This window comes from Streptomyces sp. ALI-76-A (assembly GCF_030287445.1).
Taxonomy (GTDB): domain Bacteria; phylum Actinomycetota; class Actinomycetes; order Streptomycetales; family Streptomycetaceae; genus Streptomyces.
Window position 1 is genome coordinate 1,838,845 of sequence record NZ_JASVWB010000002.1, and the last position, 19,898, is coordinate 1,858,742.

General features: G+C 66.0%; 14 protein-coding genes and 3 rRNA genes. 3 read left to right on the top strand and 14 right to left on the bottom strand.

All coding sequences use genetic code 11. From position 1 onward, the window contains the following. Positions 1-17 precede the first annotated feature (17 nt). Positions 18-389, top strand: a complete 372-nt coding sequence (locus tag QQS16_RS09235; RefSeq protein WP_286061140.1) for a PRC-barrel domain-containing protein — start codon at positions 18-20, stop codon at positions 387-389. 307 nt (positions 390-696) lie between these two features. Here QQS16_RS09235 and QQS16_RS09240 read toward each other — a convergent pair whose 3' ends face one another. The 13 genes from QQS16_RS09240 to QQS16_RS09300 form a co-directional block, all read right to left on the bottom strand. Beyond that, a complete protein-coding gene (locus QQS16_RS09240; protein WP_286061141.1) occupies positions 697-2,184 on the bottom strand; it encodes a DNA polymerase IV in 1,488 nt (495 codons plus the stop codon). A 56-nt stretch (positions 2,185-2,240) separates the two neighbouring features. Continuing rightward, positions 2,241-2,885 carry a MerR family transcriptional regulator gene (locus tag QQS16_RS09245; protein ID WP_286061142.1) on the bottom strand — a complete coding sequence of 215 codons (645 nt, stop codon included), beginning with the start codon at positions 2,883-2,885 and terminating at the stop codon, positions 2,241-2,243. Positions 2,886-3,148: 263 nt separating this feature from the next. Then, complete coding sequence (locus QQS16_RS09250; protein WP_026281837.1) at positions 3,149-3,622, bottom strand: bifunctional nuclease family protein; 474 nt, start codon at positions 3,620-3,622, stop codon at positions 3,149-3,151. 83 nt (positions 3,623-3,705) lie between these two features. Beyond that, positions 3,706-4,443, bottom strand: a complete 738-nt coding sequence (gene ftsR / locus QQS16_RS09255) for a transcriptional regulator FtsR (protein ID WP_286061143.1) — start codon at positions 4,441-4,443, stop codon at positions 3,706-3,708. Positions 4,444-4,485: 42 nt separating this feature from the next. After that, the gene (locus QQS16_RS09260) at positions 4,486-5,445 is read right to left on the bottom strand and encodes a zinc-ribbon and FHA domain-containing protein (RefSeq protein WP_286061144.1); all 960 of its coding nucleotides are present in this window, start codon (positions 5,443-5,445) and stop codon (positions 4,486-4,488) included. A gap of 61 nt (positions 5,446-5,506) precedes the next feature. Continuing rightward, the gene (locus tag QQS16_RS09265) at positions 5,507-6,340 is read right to left on the bottom strand and encodes a DUF881 domain-containing protein (RefSeq protein ID WP_286061145.1); all 834 of its coding nucleotides are present in this window, start codon (positions 6,338-6,340) and stop codon (positions 5,507-5,509) included. 5 nt (positions 6,341-6,345) lie between these two features. Continuing rightward, on the bottom strand, positions 6,346-6,678 hold the full coding sequence (locus QQS16_RS09270) for a small basic family protein (protein ID WP_019708255.1): 333 nt from the start codon (positions 6,676-6,678) through the stop codon (positions 6,346-6,348). Beyond that, positions 6,675-7,571, bottom strand: a complete 897-nt coding sequence (locus tag QQS16_RS09275; RefSeq protein ID WP_286061146.1) for a DUF881 domain-containing protein — start codon at positions 7,569-7,571, stop codon at positions 6,675-6,677. Before QQS16_RS09275 ends, QQS16_RS09270 begins: the two co-directional genes overlap by 4 nt. 107 nt (positions 7,572-7,678) lie before the next feature. Then, positions 7,679-10,174, bottom strand: coding sequence for a mannose-1-phosphate guanyltransferase (locus QQS16_RS09280; RefSeq protein ID WP_286066268.1), 2,496 nt, complete (start codon positions 10,172-10,174; stop codon positions 7,679-7,681). A gap of 114 nt (positions 10,175-10,288) precedes the next feature. Beyond that, a complete protein-coding gene (clsA, locus tag QQS16_RS09285) occupies positions 10,289-10,897 on the bottom strand; it encodes a cardiolipin synthase ClsA (protein ID WP_286061147.1) in 609 nt (202 codons plus the stop codon). Between the two features lie 109 nt (positions 10,898-11,006). Next, positions 11,007-11,123, bottom strand: a 5S ribosomal RNA gene (gene rrf / locus QQS16_RS09290). A 95-nt stretch (positions 11,124-11,218) separates the two neighbouring features. After that, a 23S ribosomal RNA gene (locus QQS16_RS09295) occupies positions 11,219-14,342 on the bottom strand. 311 nt (positions 14,343-14,653) lie between these two features. Further along, positions 14,654-16,181, bottom strand: a 16S ribosomal RNA gene (locus tag QQS16_RS09300). Together the 16S, 23S and 5S rRNA genes form the textbook arrangement of a ribosomal RNA operon. A gap of 553 nt (positions 16,182-16,734) precedes the next feature. On the opposite strand from QQS16_RS09300, the gene QQS16_RS09305 reads away from it, so the two are divergent. Beyond that, positions 16,735-17,184 (top strand): PTS sugar transporter subunit IIA, encoded by a 450-nt coding sequence (locus QQS16_RS09305; protein WP_286061148.1) that lies wholly within the window; start codon positions 16,735-16,737, stop codon positions 17,182-17,184. Between the two features lie 79 nt (positions 17,185-17,263). Next, positions 17,264-18,934, top strand: coding sequence for a phosphoenolpyruvate--protein phosphotransferase (gene ptsP, locus QQS16_RS09310; RefSeq protein ID WP_286061149.1), 1,671 nt, complete (start codon positions 17,264-17,266; stop codon positions 18,932-18,934). 69 nt (positions 18,935-19,003) lie between these two features. On the opposite strand, the gene QQS16_RS09315 is transcribed toward ptsP, so the two are convergent. After that, positions 19,004-19,897 carry a DUF8829 domain-containing protein gene (locus tag QQS16_RS09315; protein WP_286061150.1) on the bottom strand — a complete coding sequence of 298 codons (894 nt, stop codon included), beginning with the start codon at positions 19,895-19,897 and terminating at the stop codon, positions 19,004-19,006. Between the last annotated feature and the right edge of the window lies 1 nt (position 19,898).

The following is a 19,898-nucleotide window of genomic DNA, read 5'->3' on the forward strand; positions in this document are numbered from 1 at the left end:
ACCACAGTGGAGGGCCCGTGCAGACCGACATCGATCCGCGCAACCTGATCGGCCGCAAGGCGTTCGACCGCAACGGCACGAAGATCGGCACGATCGACGAGATCTACCTCGACGACGCGACCGGCGTACCCGAGTGGGCCGCCATACGCACGGGCCTCTTCTCCCGGGACGCCTTCGTTCCCCTGGAGCCCAGTGAACTGGTCGAAGGCACTCTCCGCGTCCCCTTCGACCGCGCCCTGATCAAGGACGCCCCCGACTTCGGCGTGGGCCGCCATCTCTCCCCCGAGCAGGAACTCCAGCTCTACCACCACTACGGCCTCGACCTGTCCGCCCCTCCCCCGCTCCCGGACCACGACTTCGGCAAACTGGCCAACACGGACGACCCCTGACGCCAGGCCCCCCACACCGCCGTCCAAGCCCTCCGAACCCGCCCCAGGACGCCCCCTCCACCCGCGCCCTCCGGCCCCACCCGACGGGTCGGGGCGAGCGGGCGGCACCCCGCAAGCGTGGCGCCGGCGAGCACCGCCGAGCGGGCTCTGGCCACCGCCGCGGCGGACCCGGCGGTACCGGATGGGCTGCGCCACCCACCCCCCGGCCGGTCCCACCCGCCACCGCACCACTCACCCCGGCCAGTCCCACCCGCCCGCATCCAACCACCGCGCGCACCCCGCTCCCAGCCGCCCCCTCACACGCCGCTCACGCCCGAACCTCCCCCGGCCCAGCCACAGTCCCGGCCCCGGCCTCACCCGGGACCTCCACCCCACCTGTGACCTCCACCCCAGTCCCACCCGGGACCTCCACCCCACCCCCGACGTCAGCTGCACCTGCGACTCCCGCCCCACCCCCGAGACTCCCCGCCACCAACGGCAACGGCTCCGCCGGTTCCAACTCCGGATCCTCGACGCGAAACGTCCGCACCCGCCCCGGCCCCGAGTCAGGCGTCTCGAACCGCACCGTCACCCGCCCCAGCCCGCTCCCCTGCACCCACCCGTGCCCGTACTCGGCATGCCGCACATCGTGCCCCGAGGGCCATCGCCGCTCGACCGGCGCCTGGGACTCCGCGGCCGGCGCGTGCTCAGGAGCCTCCGCCGGACCGGAGTCCACCCGCTCCCCCGCCGCCTGCGCGAACAGGTCCTCCTGCGTGTAGTCGGCCAGTCCGCTGACCCCCACCCCCAGCAACCGCACACCCCCCGTCGTGTCCACGGAGTCCAGCAACCGGGCGGCAGCCTCCCGTACCACCGCCGGATCGTCCGTGGGCCCGCGCAACGTCTCGGACCGGGTCAGCGTGGAGAAGTCGTACCTCCGCACCTTCAGCACGATCGTGCGCCCGGACAGCCCCGCCTCCCGCAGCCGCCGCACGCACCGGTCCGCGAGGCGCTGCACCTCCAGTCCCACCCGGACCCGGTCGTGGATGTCGATGTCGTACGTGTCCTCCACCGACACCGACTTCGTCTCCCGCTCGGCCACCACGGGCCGCTCGTCGCGCGCCAGCGCCATGGCGTACAGCCCGTGCCCGTGCGCCTTCCCCAGCAGCCGTACGAGCTCGTCCTCGCCCGCCTCCGCGATGTCCTCGACCGTGGTGATCCCTGCCCGCCTCAGGTGGTCGCCCGTCGCCGGCCCCACCCCGGGCAGCGTCCGCACCGACATCGGGCCCAGCATGGCCCGCTCGGTCCCCGGCTCGATCACCACCAGCCCGTCGGGCTTGGCCTGCTCCGAGGCGATCTTCGCGAGCATCTTGGAGGCGGCGAGCCCCACCGACCCCGTCAGCCCGGTCACCGCCCGTATCTCCGCCCGCAGCTTCATCGCGGCCAGCCGCGCCGACTCCTCGTCCCAGGCCGCTCCCCCGGCCTCCAGGTCCACGAACGCCTCGTCCAGGCTCAGCGGCTCCACCAACGGCGACAGCCCCCGCAGCAGCCCCATCACCTGCTCACTGATCGCCCGGTAGAACGCGAAGCGCGGCACGAGATAGGCCGCGTTCGGCGCCAGCCGTCTCGCCTGGGCCATGGGCATCGCCGAGTGCACCCCGAAGACCCGCGCCTCGTACGAGGCCGTGGCCACCACCCCACGCGGCCCCAGCCCACCCACGATGACGGCCTTCCCACGCAGGCTCGGCTTGGACGCCTGCTCCGCCGAGGCGAAGAAGGCATCCATGTCGAGATGCAGGATCGTGGGCGCTCTTCTCACATCTCCGATGCTGCCCTACGCCACTGACAATGCCCTCCCGAAGAACGGGAGGCCGGTCAGACCGCCCGGTTGCGCCGCCGCGCCAGCTCGTCGGCGGGGTTGGACCCGATGAGCGTCTCCCCGGTGTCGACGCGCTCACCGTGCAACTGCGACAGGGCACTCTCGACGTCCCGCCACACCACACCGACGGCGATACCGAAGACGCCCTGGCCGCCCTGGAGCAGCGCGTGGACCTCGTCGGGCGTGGTGCACTCGTAGACCGTGGCGCCGTCGCTCATCAGTGTCATCCGCTCCAGGTCACGGAATCCGCTTTCCCGCAGGTGCTGCACCGCGGTGCGGATGTTCTGCAGCGAGACACCGGTGTCGAGGAAACGCTTGACCACCTTCAGGATGACGACATCCCGGAAGCTGTACAGCCGCTGCGTGCCGGACCCGTAGGCGGGCCGCACACTCGGCTCGACGAGCCCGGTACGGGCCCAGTAGTCGAGTTGCCGGTAGGTGATGCCGGCTGCCGCACACGCCGTCGGACCGCGGTAGCCGATCTGCTCGGACGCCATGGACGTCGCCCCTCCGCTGCTCGGCACGGCCGTCGGTCGCTGCGGAGCGTGATCGGCCGCGTTGCTGTGAAGCGGGTACGGACCGCTCGCCCCGAGACTGCGTCCGGGGGCACCCCCAGCCGTACCGTCGCCGCTGCTTCTCACGCCGACCTCCGTCCTTGACCTGCCTTCTCGACGGTAGGCAGTCACCAGGGGTGCGTCAACGATCGCCACACTCGGCACGCCGAGTGATAATCACCCTGAGAGTGGTTTCCCGTACCCCACCGCGGGGAAAGGCTAGCCGAATGCGCTCGAGGCGGGCCGCAGGACGCTCTCCCGCACCGCTGGCAAATGCCGACATTTGAGACGTCAACGGACATGGACGGGCCCGGCAGGACCTGTTCGCGTCCGCCGGGCCGCCCCGTGGCTCACTGGCTGCTGCTGCCGAAGTCCTCGGGGGAGATCTGGTCGAGGAACTCGCGGAACTTCTCCACTTCGTCCTCCTGCTCGTCCGGGATCGCGATGCCCGCGTCGTCGAGCACGCCGTCACTGCCGTAGATCGGCGTTCCGGTGCGCAGCGCCAGCGCTATGGCGTCGGACGGCCGCGCACTCACCTCGACGCCGCTGGCGAACACCAGCTCCGCGTAGAAGACGCCCTCACGCAGGTCCGTGATGCGTACTTCGGTGAGCTCCTGGCCGACGGCCTCCAGCACGTCCTTGAACAGGTCGTGGGTCAGCGGACGGGCGGGGGCCATGCCCTGCTGCGCGAAGGCGATCGCCGTAGCCTCCCCAGGCCCGATCCAGATGGGGAGGTAGCGGTCGCCTCCCACTTCTCGCAGGAGCACGATCGGTTGGTTGGAGGGCATTTCGACCCGGACACCTACGACATCGAGCTCGTTCACACAGCAACCCTAGGCCGTGCCCGGGACGTTTGGGTAGTCGGGCCGGAAACGGGTGACCGATCCGCCTCGTGTGACGACCGGCGTCAGGGCAGCCGCACGCCGAGAGCGGTCTGCACCAGCGCCGCGTGCAGCTTCACCGCGAGCCCGGCCAGTTCCTTCGTACGGGCTTCCGCGTGAGCTCTGGTCTGTGGGTTCCGGTGGCGTCTCAGCGGAGCCACGACCTGGTCCACCAGACCGGCCTCACGGTCGGCGGCGGCCTTCATCACCCGCAGATGCCGCGGTTCGATCCCGAACCGCCCCAGCTCGGCGACGAGCGAGGCCACCGTGGCGGCCTCGGCGTCGTAGGCCCCGTCCGGCAGAGGAGCGATGAGCCCGTACGACTCCCACTCCTCCAGCTCCTGCTCGCTGATCGCCGCCGCGGCGAGCAGCTCGTCCCGCCCGATCCGGACCGCCGTGGGACCTTCGGAGGTCTCCGGAACGACCTCCCCGTCCCGCTGGCGCCCCACCACCGGGAGCGGGACGGCCTCGCCGCGCCCCATGGCCTCCAGATGCTCGCGGATCACCTTGAGCGGCAGATAGTGGTCCCGCTGCATCCTCAGGACATGGCTCAGGCGTTCGACGTCACCGGTGCTGAACTTGCGGTATCCCGAAGGGGTCCGACGCGGCTCGATGAGCCCTTCCGACTCCAGGAAGCGGATCTTGGAGATGGTGACTTCGGGGAACTCGCCACGCAGCACGTTCAGCACCGTGCCGATGCTCATCAGCCCACTGTCCGCGGCGGCGGCACCGTGTCCGGCGCCGCCGCTCGGTGATTGCAGCATGGACCTTCCCTGGGGTCCCCCCGGACGCGGTCCGGGAGAGAGTCAGTAGCCCCGCTGGCTCGCGTAGAACACCAGCCGGTACTTGCCGATCTGCACCTCGTCGCCGTTGTTCAGCGCGACCTGGTCGATCCGTTCCCGGTTGACGTACGTGCCGTTCAGACTGCCCACGTCGGCCACCGTGAACGAGCCGTCCTGGCCACGGCGGAACTCCACGTGCCGACGGGAGACCGTCACGTCGTCCAGGAAGATGTCGCTCTGCGGGTGGCGGCCGGCCGTGGTCAGGTCGCCGTCCAGCAGGAAGCGGCTGCCCGAGTTCGGACCGCGGCGCACCACCAGGAGCGCGGACCCGAGCGGGAGCGCGTCGACGGCCGCCTGCGCCTCCGGGGAGAGCATGGGCATCTGCGTCTGCCCCGTGACCTCGGCGTCGTAGGCCTCGAGCCCGGAGATGGAGATCGTGGACGTGGTCTCGGACGGACGCTCGGGCGTCGCACCCGCCCGCAGCGGCGCGCCGCAGTTGGAGCAGAAGCGGCTGTTCTCCGCGTTGCGGTTACCGCACCTCGTACACACCAGGGCCGACATGGACGGATCCTCCTGCCGCGGCTGCCCCCCAGGGGCGTTGGACGCATACGGGTCGGCGGAAAACCCTCCACCCGCACGTGAGGTCGACGGTTGCCCGAAACCTATGCCTCCGGACTGGGCAGGGTCAACAGACGGCGCGCCCTGACCTCCGGAAACGTCACCGCCCGGACCATCTACCTGGTCCCGGAACAGCGGCCGCTGGCCCTCCGCGTCAGGCTGTGCGCGGTGGCGGGCGGTCGCGTTGGCGTTGCCCTCTCGCGCGCTCTTGCCGAACAACTTCGCAAACAACTTCACGGGCGATTCCCCTTGACCGAAACAGACCCGCCCGTGGGGCAGGACGAACCCTGATTGAACACACCGGTCGACCCGGACATCCTCACAACGTCCGTATCCACCAGACAGTTTCCACCACGCACCACCCATTCGGTGCGCCGACCCCCCGCAACCTCATGCCCTGGCCGTACGTCCGCCATGCACCGCCGGTTCACTGCGAGGACGACCGAGCGTAGTCAGGCCGCTTCGCTACTCGCAAGGCGTCCACGATGATCTTGTCCGAGCGCTCGACGGTCACGGTGGCCTGCTCCTTCTCCAGAGTCTGCACCACGCCTCCCGGGATGTTCAGCGCCGGCTCGAGGTCCTGCGGCTTGCCGATGACCTTGAAACGAAAAGGAGCGTTGATCTTGTTCCCGTCGACGCCGACGCCGTTGCCGGAATCCGTCAGGTAGGTGCCCGCGACGACTCGCACACCGTTGACCTGGATCGCCTCCGCGCCGGCCGCGCGCAGCTCCTGGATCGCGTCGAGCAGCATGTCCGCCTCGACCTTCCCCTTCGTGTCCCCGATGGTCATGGTGATGCCGGGCCCCTGCGCGGCCACCGTGCCGGCGAGGATCCCGAGCTGCCGCTCCTTCTGGACGGTCTGCCTGCGGGCCTCCTCGGCCTGGTCCGAGCTGTTCTCCAGCTCGTCACGCTGCTTCTCGAGGCCCTGCTTCTCGTCTTCAAGACGCTGAGTGCGGTCGTCCAGTTCATCGAGGATGCGTACAAGATCCTCCTGGCGCGCACCCCGCAGCGCGCTGCCGCTGTCACTGTTCGACGCGACCTGGACGGCCAGGCCGAAGCCCAGACCGAACAGCAGCACGGCCACGATGAGTTGGGCCCGGGTGACACGCGGCGGCCACAACCCCTTCGCCAGCCGCTGGCGACCGGTCAGCTGCGACGTGTCCCGCGCGCCGTCCCCGGCCGGAGGCCGAGTCCCGGCGGGCACTTCCTCGGGCAGTTCCTTGCGGAGCCTGTTGTCGGGCGTCTCGTCCTGGTTGCTCATCGGCCTCACGCCCGGAACACGTGCCTACGGATCGCCGCGGCGTTCGAGAAGATTCGGATCCCGAGGACGACGACGACACCGGTCGACAGCTGGGCACCCACGCCCAGCTTGTCGCCCAGGAACACGATCAGCGCGGCGACGACCACGTTCGACAGGAACGACACGACGAAGACCTTGTCGTCGAAGATGCCGTCGAGCATGGCCCGCAGACCTCCGAAGACGGCGTCCAGCGCCGCCACCACGGCGATCGGCAGATACGGCTCGACGACCGCCGGGACCTCGGGCCGGACCAACAGGCCGACCACGACTCCCACGACGAGGCCCAGTACGGCGATCACGATGCGTCCTTCTCAGTTCTCGGCTGTGCTGTACGTACGATCACACTCGGTGCGGCAGGCAGCCGGAGATCGTCCTCCGCCGAGATGGCGGTCCGGATCCCGAAGTTCTCCTGCAGGGCGTGCAGGTAGAGCCCGTCGGCGCTGTTCTGGAACCTGGTGCTCAGCCGCTTTCCGTCCCCCACGGCAAGCACCGTATACGGAGGCACGAGTGGCTTGTTGTCGACCAGTATCGCGTCCCCCGCGGCCCGGATCGCCGACAGGGCCGTCAGCCGCTGCCCGTTGACGGACACGGCCTCGGCACCCGACGCCCACAGACCGTTGACCACCCGCTGCATGTCGCGGTCGCGCACACGTCCGGTGTCGGAGAAGCCGGAGGTCTCACGCGGGTCCCCGTCGCCGCCCGTGGTGGCTTCCTCGGCGTCGTCGACGACCAGCTTCACCCCGGGGCCGTGCACCTCCGTGGAGCCCGACAGAAGACCGAGGAGCTCGGCCTGGTCGCTGTCGCCGCTCTTCTTGAGAGCCTCACGCTGCCGTCTGCTCACGTCGTCACGCAGCTCGTCGACGGTGTCCTCGAGCTCGTCCGCGGCGTCGGTCTCCTGGTCGATGCGGTCGATCAGTTCCTCGCGCTCCTTGGCCACGACGGGCGCCGCCACCCGCGCCTGCGCCGCCCCGACGGTCACGACGAGTGCCGCGAGCACCAGGCCGGCGGCCAGACCGAGCTTGGCCCGGAGCGTCTTGGGCATGCCCCCGGTGCCGTCGGCCGTCTTGCGTGCGGCGGCCTCGGCGTACCCGTCGTCGAGGCTGTGGTCCATGACGTTGGTGAGCAGCGACATGGACGCGTCCGGACGCGACGGGCGCGTGGGGGTGCTCCGAACGGGGGGCTGCTGCGGCATGCCGCACATCGTCGCACGTCGCGACCACTACCTCCGAACGGCCCCACCGGCGTGCCGGACAGGCCCCCTTGGGGACGTCTGTCCGGCACGCGCGCGTGGTACGTGTGTCAGCGCCCGGCGCTGTCCACGACCGCCGCCCACTCGTCGAGCAGCGCCTGCGCGGAGGCGTCGTCGGGCCCCTCCGCCCACAGATGGGTGACCGCCTCAGCCGGGTCGGGCAGCACCATCACCCAACGTCCGTCGGTCTCGACCACCCGGACACCGTCGGTGGTGTCCACGAAGCGGTCTCCGGCCTCCTCCACGACCCGCCGCATCACCAGGCCCTTGACCGCCCAGGGAGTCGCCAGATCCCGCTTGAGGACGTGCGCCCGCGGGATCCGCGCGTCGATCTGGCTCAGCGTCAGCTGCGTCCGCGCCACCAGCCCGATCAACCGTACGAAGGCCGCCGTGCCGTCGAAGACGCTGCTGAACTCGGGAACGATGAATCCGCCCTTGCCGTCCCCGCCGAAGATGGTCGACTCGTCGCTTCCGACCCGGGTCAGGTCGTCGGGCGAGGTCGTCGTCCACTCCACCTGCGTCCCGTGGTACGCCGCCACCTGTTCGGCGATCCGCGTGGTGGTCACCGGCAGCGCCACGCGCCCACTCCGCCGGTCCGCGGCCACCAGGTCGAGCATGACGAGCAGCGCCCGGTCGTCCTCGATGATGCGGCCCTTCTCGTCCACCAGGGACAGCCGCTCGCCCACCGGGTCGAAGCGCACCCCGAACGCGGCGCGCGAGGACGCCACTATCTCACCGAGCCGCACCAGCCCCGACCGGCGCATGTCCGCCGTCTCGGTCGGCCTGGACTCGTCCAGACCGGGGTTGATGGTCAGCGAGTCCACGCCGAGCTTGCCGAGCAGACTCGGCAGGACGAGTCCGGCACTGCCGTTCGAGGCGTCCACGACGACCTTGAGACCCGACTCGGCGATACCGGTCGTGTCGACGTTCCGCAGCAGCGACCCGGTGTACGAGTCGAAGACACTGGCCGGGAAGTGCAGGTCCCCGATCTCGCCCGGGAACGCCCGCCGGTACTCCTGCCGCGCGAACACCCGGTCCAGCTTCCGCTGACTGCCCTGCGACAGGTCGGCCCCGTTCCCGTCGAAGAACATGATGTCGACGGAGTCCGGCACCCCGGGCGTGGTCCGGATCATGATCCCGCCAGCACTGCCCCGCCCCGTCTGCTGCCGCGCGACAGGCAGCGGTACGTTCTCCAGGTCCCGTACGTCGATGGCGCTGGCCTGCAGAGCGGAGATGACCGCCCGCTTGAGCGCACGGGCGCCTCGGGAGTGGTCACGAGCCGTCGTGACGGTCGAGCCCTTCTTGAGCGTGGTGGCGTAGGCACCGGCGAGGCGCACGGCCAACTCGGGCGTGATCTCCACGTTCAGGATGCCGGACACCCCTCGCGCACCGAAGAGATGCGCCTGTCCCCGGGACTCCCAGATGACCGAGGTGTTGACGAACGCACCGGCCTCGATGGTCTTGAACGGATAAACCCGGACGTTGCCCTGCACGATCGATTCTTCGCCGATCAGGCACTCGTCACCGATGACCGCGCCGTCCTCGATCCGCGCCGCACGCATGATGTCGGTGTTCTTTCCGACGACACAGCCACGCAGATTGCTGTGCTGACCGATGTACACGTTGTCGTGGACGACGGCCTTGTGCAGAAAGGCGCCGCTCTTCACGACGACGTTCGAACCGACGACGGTGTGCTCACGGATTTCCGCGCCGGCCTCGACCTTGGCGTAGTCCCCGATGTACAGCGGACCGCGAAGGACTGCGTCGGGATGCACCTCCGCGCCTTCGGCCACCCATACGCCCGGGGAGATCTCGAAGCCGTCCAGCTCGACGTCGACCTTGCCCTCCAGGACGTCGGCCTGCGCCTTCACATAGCTCTCGTGCGTACCGACGTCCTCCCAGTAGCCCTCGGCGACATAGCCGTAGACCGGCTTGCCCTCCTTCATCAGCTGCGGGAAGACGTCTCCGGACCAGTCGACGGGCACATCGGCCTCGACGTAGTCGAAGACTTCGGGCTCCATCACATAGATGCCGGTGTTCACCGTGTCCGAGAAGACCTGGCCCCAGGTCGGCTTCTCCAGGAAGCGCTCGACCTTGCCCTCCTCGTCGACGATCGTGATGCCGAACTCCAGCGGATTGGGCACACGCGTCAGACAGACGGTGACCAGCGCGCCCTTTTCCTTGTGGAAGTTGATGAGCTCGGTGAGGTCGAAGTCGGTCAGGGCATCACCGGAAATCACGAGGAAAGCGTCGTCCTTCAACGCCTCTTCGGCGTTCTTGACGCTTCCGGCAGTACCGAGTGGCTTCTCCTCATTGGCATAGGTGAGCTCCATTCCGAGCTCTTCACCGTCGCCGAAGTAGTTCTTGACGAGCGAGGCCAGGAACTGAACGGTAACGACGGTCTCATTGAGCCCGTGCCTTTTGAGCAGCCGCAGAACGTGCTCCATGATCGGCCGGTTGGCCACCGGCAGGAGCGGCTTGGGCATGCTTGAGGTCATAGGGCGAAGGCGTGTGCCTTCGCCTCCGGCCATCACGACGGCCTTCATGTCGGAAGCGTCCTCCTCTAAGACGAACGGTCTAGCCGACTTCACCCGTCCAGATTGTCCCGCACTTTCCCCCCGCGGGCCATCGGGCCGATACGGCCGCAGCGATGGGCGAGTTCAGTCGGCCGTGGCGTCCGCACGGACAAGGCGGCGGACTTGTACCACGTAGAGGACTCCTGCCCACCAATAGAGCGTTGTACCCCATCCGGCGAACGCCCATCCGAAAATCGCAGCGAGTGACGAGATCCATCCACTTCCGTCACTGAGCAGAAGCAGTGGGAAGGCGTACATCAGGTTGAACGTCGCGGCCTTGCCCAGGAAGTTCACCTGCGGAGGCGGATAGCCGTGACGCCTGAGGATGCCCACCATCACCAGGAGAACCAGCTCACGCGCCAGAAGTGCAGCGGTCAACCAGAGCGGCAGAATCTCGCGCCAGGTGAGGCCGACCAGAGTCGAGAGAATGTAAAGCCGGTCAGCAGCGGGGTCCAGGAGCCGGCCGAGGTTGCTGATCTGATTCCAGCGCCGGGCGAGCTTGCCGTCCAGGTAGTCGGTGATCCCGCTCAGGGCCAGCACCAGCAGTGCCCAGCCGTCACTCTTGGGACCACCGAACTCAGGCCTGAGAATCAGCCACAGGAAGAGCGGCACGCCGGCGAGCCGCGCCATGCTGAGGATATTGGGGATGGTGAGGACCCGGTCTGTCTGGACGCGGGTCTCCTGGACCTCCACCCGGGAGCCTCCTGTGGGAACGTGCCGACGATGCCCCCTGACCTTACCTCAACGCAAAAAAGCTCCGGCTCTTGGGCTTGTGTGCCCAAGAGCCGGAGCTCTAAAAGAAGTTCGGCGGCGTCCTACTCTCCCACAGGGTCCCCCCTGCAGTACCATCGGCGCTGTAAGGCTTAGCTTCCGGGTTCGGAATGTAACCGGGCGTTTCCCTCACGCTATAACCACCGAAACACTATGAAACTGTGAACCTGCCACACCACACCCGTGACCATGAGCATGGGGCTGTTCGTGGTTTCAGAACCAACACAGTGGACGCGAGCAACTGAGGACAAGCCCTCGGCCTATTAGTACCGGTCACCTCCACCCATTACTGGGCTTCCAGATCCGGCCTATCAACCCAGTCGTCTACTGGGAGCCTTAACCCCTCAAAGGGGGTGGGAATACTCATCTCGAAGCAGGCTTCCCGCTTAGATGCTTTCAGCGGTTATCCCTCCCGAACGTAGCCAACCAGCCATGCCCTTGGCAGGACAACTGGCACACCAGAGGTTCGTCCGTCCCGGTCCTCTCGTACTAGGGACAGCCCTTCTCAATATTCCTACGCGCACAGCGGATAGGGACCGAACTGTCTCACGACGTTCTAAACCCAGCTCGCGTACCGCTTTAATGGGCGAACAGCCCAACCCTTGGGACCGACTCCAGCCCCAGGATGCGACGAGCCGACATCGAGGTGCCAAACCATCCCGTCGATATGGACTCTTGGGGAAGATCAGCCTGTTATCCCCGGGGTACCTTTTATCCGTTGAGCGACGGCGCTTCCACAAGCCACCGCCGGATCACTAGTCCCGACTTTCGTCCCTGCTCGACCCGTCGGTCTCACAGTCAAGCTCCCTTGTGCACTTACACTCAACACCTGATTACCAACCAGGCTGAGGGAACCTTTGGGCGCCTCCGTTACTCTTTAGGAGGCAACCGCCCCAGTTAAACTACCCATCAGACACTGTCCCTGATCCGGATCACGGACCCAGGTTAGACATCCAGCACGACCAGACTGGTATTTCAACGACGACTCCACCTGAACTGGCGTCCAAGCTTCACAGTCTCCCAGCTATCCTACACAAGCCGAACCGAACACCAATATCAAACTGTAGTAAAGGTCCCGGGGTCTTTCCGTCCTGCTGCGCGAAACGAGCATCTTTACTCGTAGTGCAATTTCACCGGGCCTATGGTTGAGACAGTCGAGAAGTCGTTACGCCATTCGTGCAGGTCGGAACTTACCCGACAAGGAATTTCGCTACCTTAGGATGGTTATAGTTACCACCGCCGTTTACTGGCGCTTAAGTTCTCAGCTTCGCCACCCCGAAGAGTGACTAACCGGTCCCCTTAACGTTCCAGCACCGGGCAGGCGTCAGTCCGTATACATCGCCTTACGGCTTCGCACGGACCTGTGTTTTTAGTAAACAGTCGCTTCTCGCTGGTCTCTGCGGCCACACCCAGCTCACCGAGTAAATCGGATCACCGAACATGGCCCCCCTTCTCCCGAAGTTACGGGGGCATTTTGCCGAGTTCCTTAACCATAGTTCACCCGAACGCCTCGGTATTCTCTACCTGACCACCTGAGTCGGTTTAGGGTACGGGCCGCCATGAAACTCGCTAGAGGCTTTTCTCGACAGCATAGGATCATCCACTTCACCACAATCGGCTCGGCATCAGGTCTCACCCTCGTGCCATCCGGATTTACCTGGATGACGGGCTACACCCTTACCCCGGGACAACCACCGCCCGGGATGGACTACCTTCCTGCGTCACCCCATCACTCACCTACTACCAGCTCGGGCCACCGGCTCCACCACTTTCCATTCCCCGAAGGGTCCGGAACGGCTTCACGGGCTTAGCATCACTGGATTCAATGTTTGACGCTTCACAGCGGGTACCGGAATATCAACCGGTTATCCATCGACTACGCCTGTCGGCCTCGCCTTAGGTCCCGACTTACCCTGGGCAGATCAGCTTGACCCAGGAACCCTTAGTCAATCGGCGCACACGTTTCCCACGTGTGTATCGCTACTCATGCCTGCATTCTCACTCGTGAACCGTCCACAACTCGCTTCCGCGGCTGCTTCACCCGGCACACGACGCTCCCCTACCCATCACAACGCCCGTTGGGGCTATATGCTGCAATGACACGACTTCGGCGGTACGCTTGAGCCCCGCTACATTGTCGGCGCGGAATCACTAGACCAGTGAGCTATTACGCACTCTTTCAAGGGTGGCTGCTTCTAAGCCAACCTCCTGGTTGTCTGTGCGACTCCACATCCTTTCCCACTTAGCGTACGCTTAGGGGCCTTAGTCGATGCTCTGGGCTGTTTCCCTCTCGACCATGGAGCTTATCCCCCACAGTCTCACTGCCGCGCTCTCACTTACCGGCATTCGGAGTTTGGCTAAGGTCAGTAACCCGGTAGGGCCCATCGCCTATCCAGTGCTCTACCTCCGGCAAGAAACACACGACGCTGCACCTAAATGCATTTCGGGGAGAACCAGCTATCACGGAGTTTGATTGGCCTTTCACCCCTAACCACAGGTCATCCCCCAGGTTTTCAACCCTGGTGGGTTCGGTCCTCCACGACCTCTTACAGCCGCTTCAACCTGCCCATGGCTAGATCACTCCGCTTCGGGTCTTGAGCGCGCTACTGAACCGCCCTATTCGGACTCGCTTTCGCTACGGCTTCCCCACACGGGTTAACCTCGCAACACACCGCAAACTCGCAGGCTCATTCTTCAAAAGGCACGCAGTCACGAGAGTGAAGACAAGTCTTCACTCCGACGCTCCCACGGCTTGTAGGCACACGGTTTCAGGTACTATTTCACTCCCCTCCCGGGGTACTTTTCACCATTCCCTCACGGTACTATCCGCTATCGGTCACCAGGGAATATTTAGGCTTAGCGGGTGGTCCCGCCAGATTCACACGGGATTTCTCGGGCCCCGTGCTACTTGGGTGTCTCTCAAACGAGCCGTACAGATTTCGACTACGGGGGTCTTACCCTCTACGCCGGACCTTTCGCATGTCCTTCGCCTATCCATACGGTTTCTGACTCGTCCCACGGCCGGCAGACCGTGAAAGAGAGATCCCACAACCCCGCATACGCAACCCCTGCCGGGTCTCACACGTATACGGTTTAGCCTCATCCGGTTTCGCTCGCCACTACTCCCGGAATCACGGTTGTTTTCTCTTCCTGCGGGTACTGAGATGTTTCACTTCCCCGCGTTCCCTCCACTTGCCCTATGTGTTCAGGCAAGGGTGACAGCCCATGACGACTGCCGGGTTTCCCCATTCGGACACCCCCGGATCAAAGCCTGGTTGACGGCTCCCCGGGGCCTATCGTGGCCTCCCACGTCCTTCATCGGTTCCTGGTACCAAGGCATCCACCGTGTGCCCTTAAAAACTTGGCCACAGATGCTCGCGTCCACTGTGCAGTTCTCAAACAACGACCAGCCACCCATCACCCCGCATCCTCACGGATCCGAGTTCACTGGGGCCGGCACTGAAGGCGACCTCACGGCCGTACCCTCAGACACCCAACAGCGCGCCCGGCCCACTCACCACTCCTCTCCCGTTCCACGCCGAAGCAGTACTGGAAAGAGAAGCTGGTCAAGTGTGCCGAATAGTCAACGTTCCACCCTTGAGCAACCAGCATCAGACAGTCGCTGATGTACTGGCCTCTGACCTCACCCCGAAAGGATCGGTAAGAAGTGCTCCTTAGAAAGGAGGTGATCCAGCCGCACCTTCCGGTACGGCTACCTTGTTACGACTTCGTCCCAATCGCCAGTCCCACCTTCGACAGCTCCCTCCCCACAAGGGGGTTGGGCCACCGGCTTCGGGTGTTACCGACTTTCGTGACGTGACGGGCGGTGTGTACAAGGCCCGGGAACGTATTCACCGCAGCAATGCTGATCTGCGATTACTAGCAACTCCGACTTCATGGGGTCGAGTTGCAGACCCCAATCCGAACTGAGACCGGCTTTTTGAGATTCGCTCCACCTCACGGTATCGCAGCTCATTGTACCGGCCATTGTAGCACGTGTGCAGCCCAAGACATAAGGGGCATGATGACTTGACGTCGTCCCCACCTTCCTCCGAGTTGACCCCGGCGGTCTCCTGTGAGTCCCCATCACCCCGAAGGGCATGCTGGCAACACAGAACAAGGGTTGCGCTCGTTGCGGGACTTAACCCAACATCTCACGACACGAGCTGACGACAGCCATGCACCACCTGTACACCGACCACAAGGGGGGCACCATCTCTGATGCTTTCCGGTGTATGTCAAGCCTTGGTAAGGTTCTTCGCGTTGCGTCGAATTAAGCCACATGCTCCGCTGCTTGTGCGGGCCCCCGTCAATTCCTTTGAGTTTTAGCCTTGCGGCCGTACTCCCCAGGCGGGGAACTTAATGCGTTAGCTGCGGCACCGACGACGTGGAATGTCGCCAACACCTAGTTCCCACCGTTTACGGCGTGGACTACCAGGGTATCTAATCCTGTTCGCTCCCCACGCTTTCGCTCCTCAGCGTCAGTAATGGCCCAGAGATCCGCCTTCGCCACCGGTGTTCCTCCTGATATCTGCGCATTTCACCGCTACACCAGGAATTCCGATCTCCCCTACCACACTCTAGCCTGCCCGTATCGAATGCAGACCCGGGGTTAAGCCCCGGGCTTTCACACCCGACGTGACAAGCCGCCTACGAGCTCTTTACGCCCAATAATTCCGGACAACGCTTGCGCCCTACGTATTACCGCGGCTGCTGGCACGTAGTTAGCCGGCGCTTCTTCTGCAGGTACCGTCACTTTCGCTTCTTCCCTGCTGAAAGAGGTTTACAACCCGAAGGCCGTCATCCCTCACGCGGCGTCGCTGCATCAGGCTTTCGCCCATTGTGCAATATTCCCCACTGCTGCCTCCCGTAGGAGTCTGGGCCGTGTCTCAGTCCCAGTGTGGCCGGTCGCCCTCTCAGGCCGGCTACCCGTCGTCGCCTTGGTGAGCCATTACCTCACCAACAAGCTGATAGGCCGCGGGCTCATCCTTCACCGCCGGAGCTTTTAACCACCATTCAGGAGAATGGAAGTGTTATCCGGTATTAGACCCCGTTTCCAGGGCTTGTCCCAGAGTGAAGGGCAGATTGCCCACGTGTTACTCACCCGTTCGCCACTAATCCCCACCGAAGTGGTTCATCGTTCGACTTGCATGTGTTAAGCACGCCGCCAGCGTTCGTCCTGAGCCAGGATCAAACTCTCCGTGAATGTTCTCCCGTATTCGGGATGACACCACGAGAGCGGAACAGCCAGGCGGAATAAGCCCGGCCGTTCACAGCGTCCTCGCTGTGTTTTCTTCAAAGGAACCACGCCCCGACCGAAACCGGCCGGAGACGGGGTATCAACATATCTGGCGTTGACTTTTGGCACGCTGTTGAGTTCTCAAGGAACGGACGCTTCCTTTGTACTCACCCTCTCGGGCTTTCCTCCGGGCTTCCCTTCGGTGTTCCAAACTCTATCAGTGTTTTTCCGGCCCTCTGACCACCATCCTGCGAGCATGCAGAAGGTGACCCCGAGATAGGATCTGACAAGTTGGGTGCTGCCAGGCAAGGACGTCAGGTGCGTCGCTCAGCCCCGAGCAGGAGTACGACTGTACACGGGGCTGCGAGACGGGTGCAAATCCATTGCGGTTGTGGTCTAGACCACCTATCGTCAGCTCTCGTGCAGAACCGGTACTACCTGTGACATACGCTGCTGAACAGTGTGCCGTCCGGGACAGGTAGAGACGGCCCCTACAGATCTCCACCCCGGGAGGCTTCCCATGACCACCGTGCAGTCCCCTCTTGCAGGACGCGCCATCGGACTGGCAGCAGTGCCGGATCCGGTCTTCTCCGGGGCCATGGTCGGCCCGGGGACGGCCATCGACCCCGTGCGTGAGCCCTCCGAGGCCGTGGCGCCCGTGGCCGGCGTCATCGTCTCGCTGCACCCGCACGCCTTCGTGGTGGTCGACGAGCAGGGACACGGTGTGCTCACACATCTCGGCATCGACACGGTTCAGCTCAACGGCGAGGGCTTCGAGCTGCTGGTGAACAAGGGCGACACCGTCGCTCGCGGTCAGAGCGTGGTGCGCTGGAACCCTGTCGCGGTCGAGGCCGCCGGCAAGTCCCCTGTCTGTCCGGTCGTGGCACTCGAAGCGACGGCCGAGGCTCTCGCCGAGCTCCGTGAGGACGGCGATGTGAAGGCGGGCGACAGTCTCTTCGTCTGGAACTGAGACGTTCGCTGTCGCACGACGGCGAGCAGGCACAACCACCGCGGCGGCGGGACCCGCCGCACTATCGGAGACGGGTGAGATGGAGACAACGCTGCGAGGCGTCGGCGTGAGCCACGGTGTGGCCATCGGCGAGGTTCGGCACATGGGAACGGCGGTTCTCGAACCGCCTGCCAAGCAGAACCCGGATCAGGACGCGGAACGTGAACAGGGGCGCGCCCGCAAGGCCGTGGAAGCCGTGGCGGCCGATCTGATGGCGCGCGGCAACCTGGCGGGGGGCGAGGCCCAGGCGGTGCTCGAGGCGCAGGCCATGATGGCCCAGGACCCCGAGCTGATGTCCGACGTGGAACGGCGCATCGTCGTGGGAAGCACCGCCGAGCGTGCGGTGTACGACGCCTTCGCCGCGTATCGCGCTCTGCTGGCCGGTGCCGGCGAGTACCTGGCCGGTCGGGTGGCTGACCTCGACGACGTGCGGAATCGTATCGTCGCTCGCTTGCTCGGGGTGCCCATGCCGGGTGTGCCGGACAGTGATGAGCCGTATGTCCTGATCGCGCGCGATCTTGCGCCGGCCGACACAGCGCTGCTGGACCCGGCTCTGGTGCTCGGTTTCGTCACCGAGGAAGGCGGGCCGACCAGCCACAGCGCGATTCTGGCGCGGGCGCTCGGTGTGCCGGCCGTGGTGGCGTTGCCCGGTGCCGGAGAGCTGGCCGAGGGCACGATGATCGCCGTGGACGGCAGCACCGGTGAGATCTTCGTGAACCCCAGCGAGGAGAAGAAGGCGCGGATGGCGGCCCAGGCCGCCGAGCGGAAGGCCGCGCTGGCGGCCTCGTCAGGGCCTGGTTCCACTTCCGATGGTCACAAGGTGCCGCTGCTGGCCAACGTCGGCGGGCCGGCCGACGTGCCGGCGGCCCTCGAGGCCGGTGCCGAGGGTGTGGGTCTGTTCCGTACCGAGTTCCTCTTCCTCGACGACAGCAAGAACGCTCCGTCGCAGGACAAGCAGATCGAGGCGTACCGGCAGGTTCTCGAGGCGTTCCCCGAGGGACGTGTCGTCGTGCGGGTGCTGGACGCGGGGGCGGACAAGCCGCTGGACTTCCTGACCCCGGGCGATGAGCCGAACCCGGCGCTGGGCGTGCGGGGTCTGCGGACCCTGCTCGACCACCCGGAGGTGCTGCGCACGCAGCTGACGGCTCTGGCCAAGGCGGCCGAGGGGCTTCCGGTCCACCTCGAGGTCATGGCTCCGATGGTGGCGGACCGCGCCGATGCCAAGGCGTTCGCCGACGCGTGCCGTGAGGCGGGGCTGCGGGCGAAGTTCGGCGCGATGGTGGAGATCCCGTCGGCCGCGCTGCGGGCGCGCTCGATCCTGCGGGAGGTGGAGTTCCTCTCGCTGGGGACCAACGATCTGGCGCAGTACACCTTCGCCGCGGACCGTCAGGTGGGCGCGGTGTCGCGTCTGCAGGATCCGTGGCAGCCCGCGCTGCTCGACCTGGTCGCGCTGTCCGCCGAGGCGGCGAGGGCCGAGGGCAAGAGCTGCGGGGTCTGCGGTGAGGCCGCGTCCGATCCGCTGCTGGCGTGTGTGCTGACCGGTCTGGGTGTCACCTCGCTTTCCATGGGAGCGGCATCGATTCCTTACGTCCGGGCGTCGCTGGCGAAGTACACGCTGGCGCAGTGCGAGCGGGCCGCGGCCGCGGCGCGGGCGACGGACAGTGCCGAGGAGGCGCGCACCGCTGCTCAGGCGGTGCTGTCCGGCGAGTAGTCGGGCCGAGGCTGGCGTCGGCTGTCCCTGAGGGGCGCTCCACCTGCGGGTGGGGCGCCCCTCAGTCGTTCAGTGGTGGTGTCCCCTTCCCTGTCCCGTGTCGCCGAGGTCGGGTGGTGCGCAGTAGTCGACGTCCGACTCCGGGGAGATGAGGTCGCCGGAATCGACGTCGGTGCAGTAGGCGTCGAAGACTTCTCCGGCGGTGAGGGGTTCGAGGCCTTCGCCGCGCAGGCGCCAGCCGTAGATGCGGTCCGGGGTGTCCGGGGCGCTGGTGCGCATCACGAGGCCGCCGGGGCTGTGGGTGGCGAGGCCGAGGGCCAGGACGGTGGTGAACTCGAGGGCTTCGGCCTCGTCGAGCTGGGTGGCGCCGTCGGCGTCCTCGTCGGCGTGCAGGACGGAGACGAGGGATTCCGGGGTGCCGGTGACGCTGCAGACGAGGTGACGGCTGCCCGGGTGGGCCGTGTCGAGGATGCGGACGAGCAGCTGGGAGGCGCGGATGAAGGACGCGCGGCTGATGTCCTCGCCGCAGGAGGCGCAGGTGCCGAGGCGGGCCAGCAGGGTGCTCGCGTACTCCCAGGTGGCCTGTCGTACGGCTTCGTCCACGAGGGCCGGTACCAGCTCCGTCAGGGGCCGGCCGTCGTACGGGACGGTGGGGCCGGTGGTGGCGAGTTGCGCGGTGAAGCGTGTGCGGCTGGACGGGATGTCAGGGTCGAGGCCGGTGTCCGCGCAGAATTCGGCGTATTCCTGCGGGTCGAAGAGGGCGACGGTGGTGTGGCTGCCCTGTGCGGCACGGGTCCTGAGCAGGTCTTCGACCTGGTGCAGATAGGCCGTGTGGTCGTCGAAGGTGAAGGTGCGGTAGTGCCGCATCGCCCGGAAGTCGTGCTCGTCGGTGAGCAGGCCGATGGTGCCGGCGATTTCGCGGCGCAGGACGCGTCGCATGGTCCGGTGGTCGGTGTGCGCCATG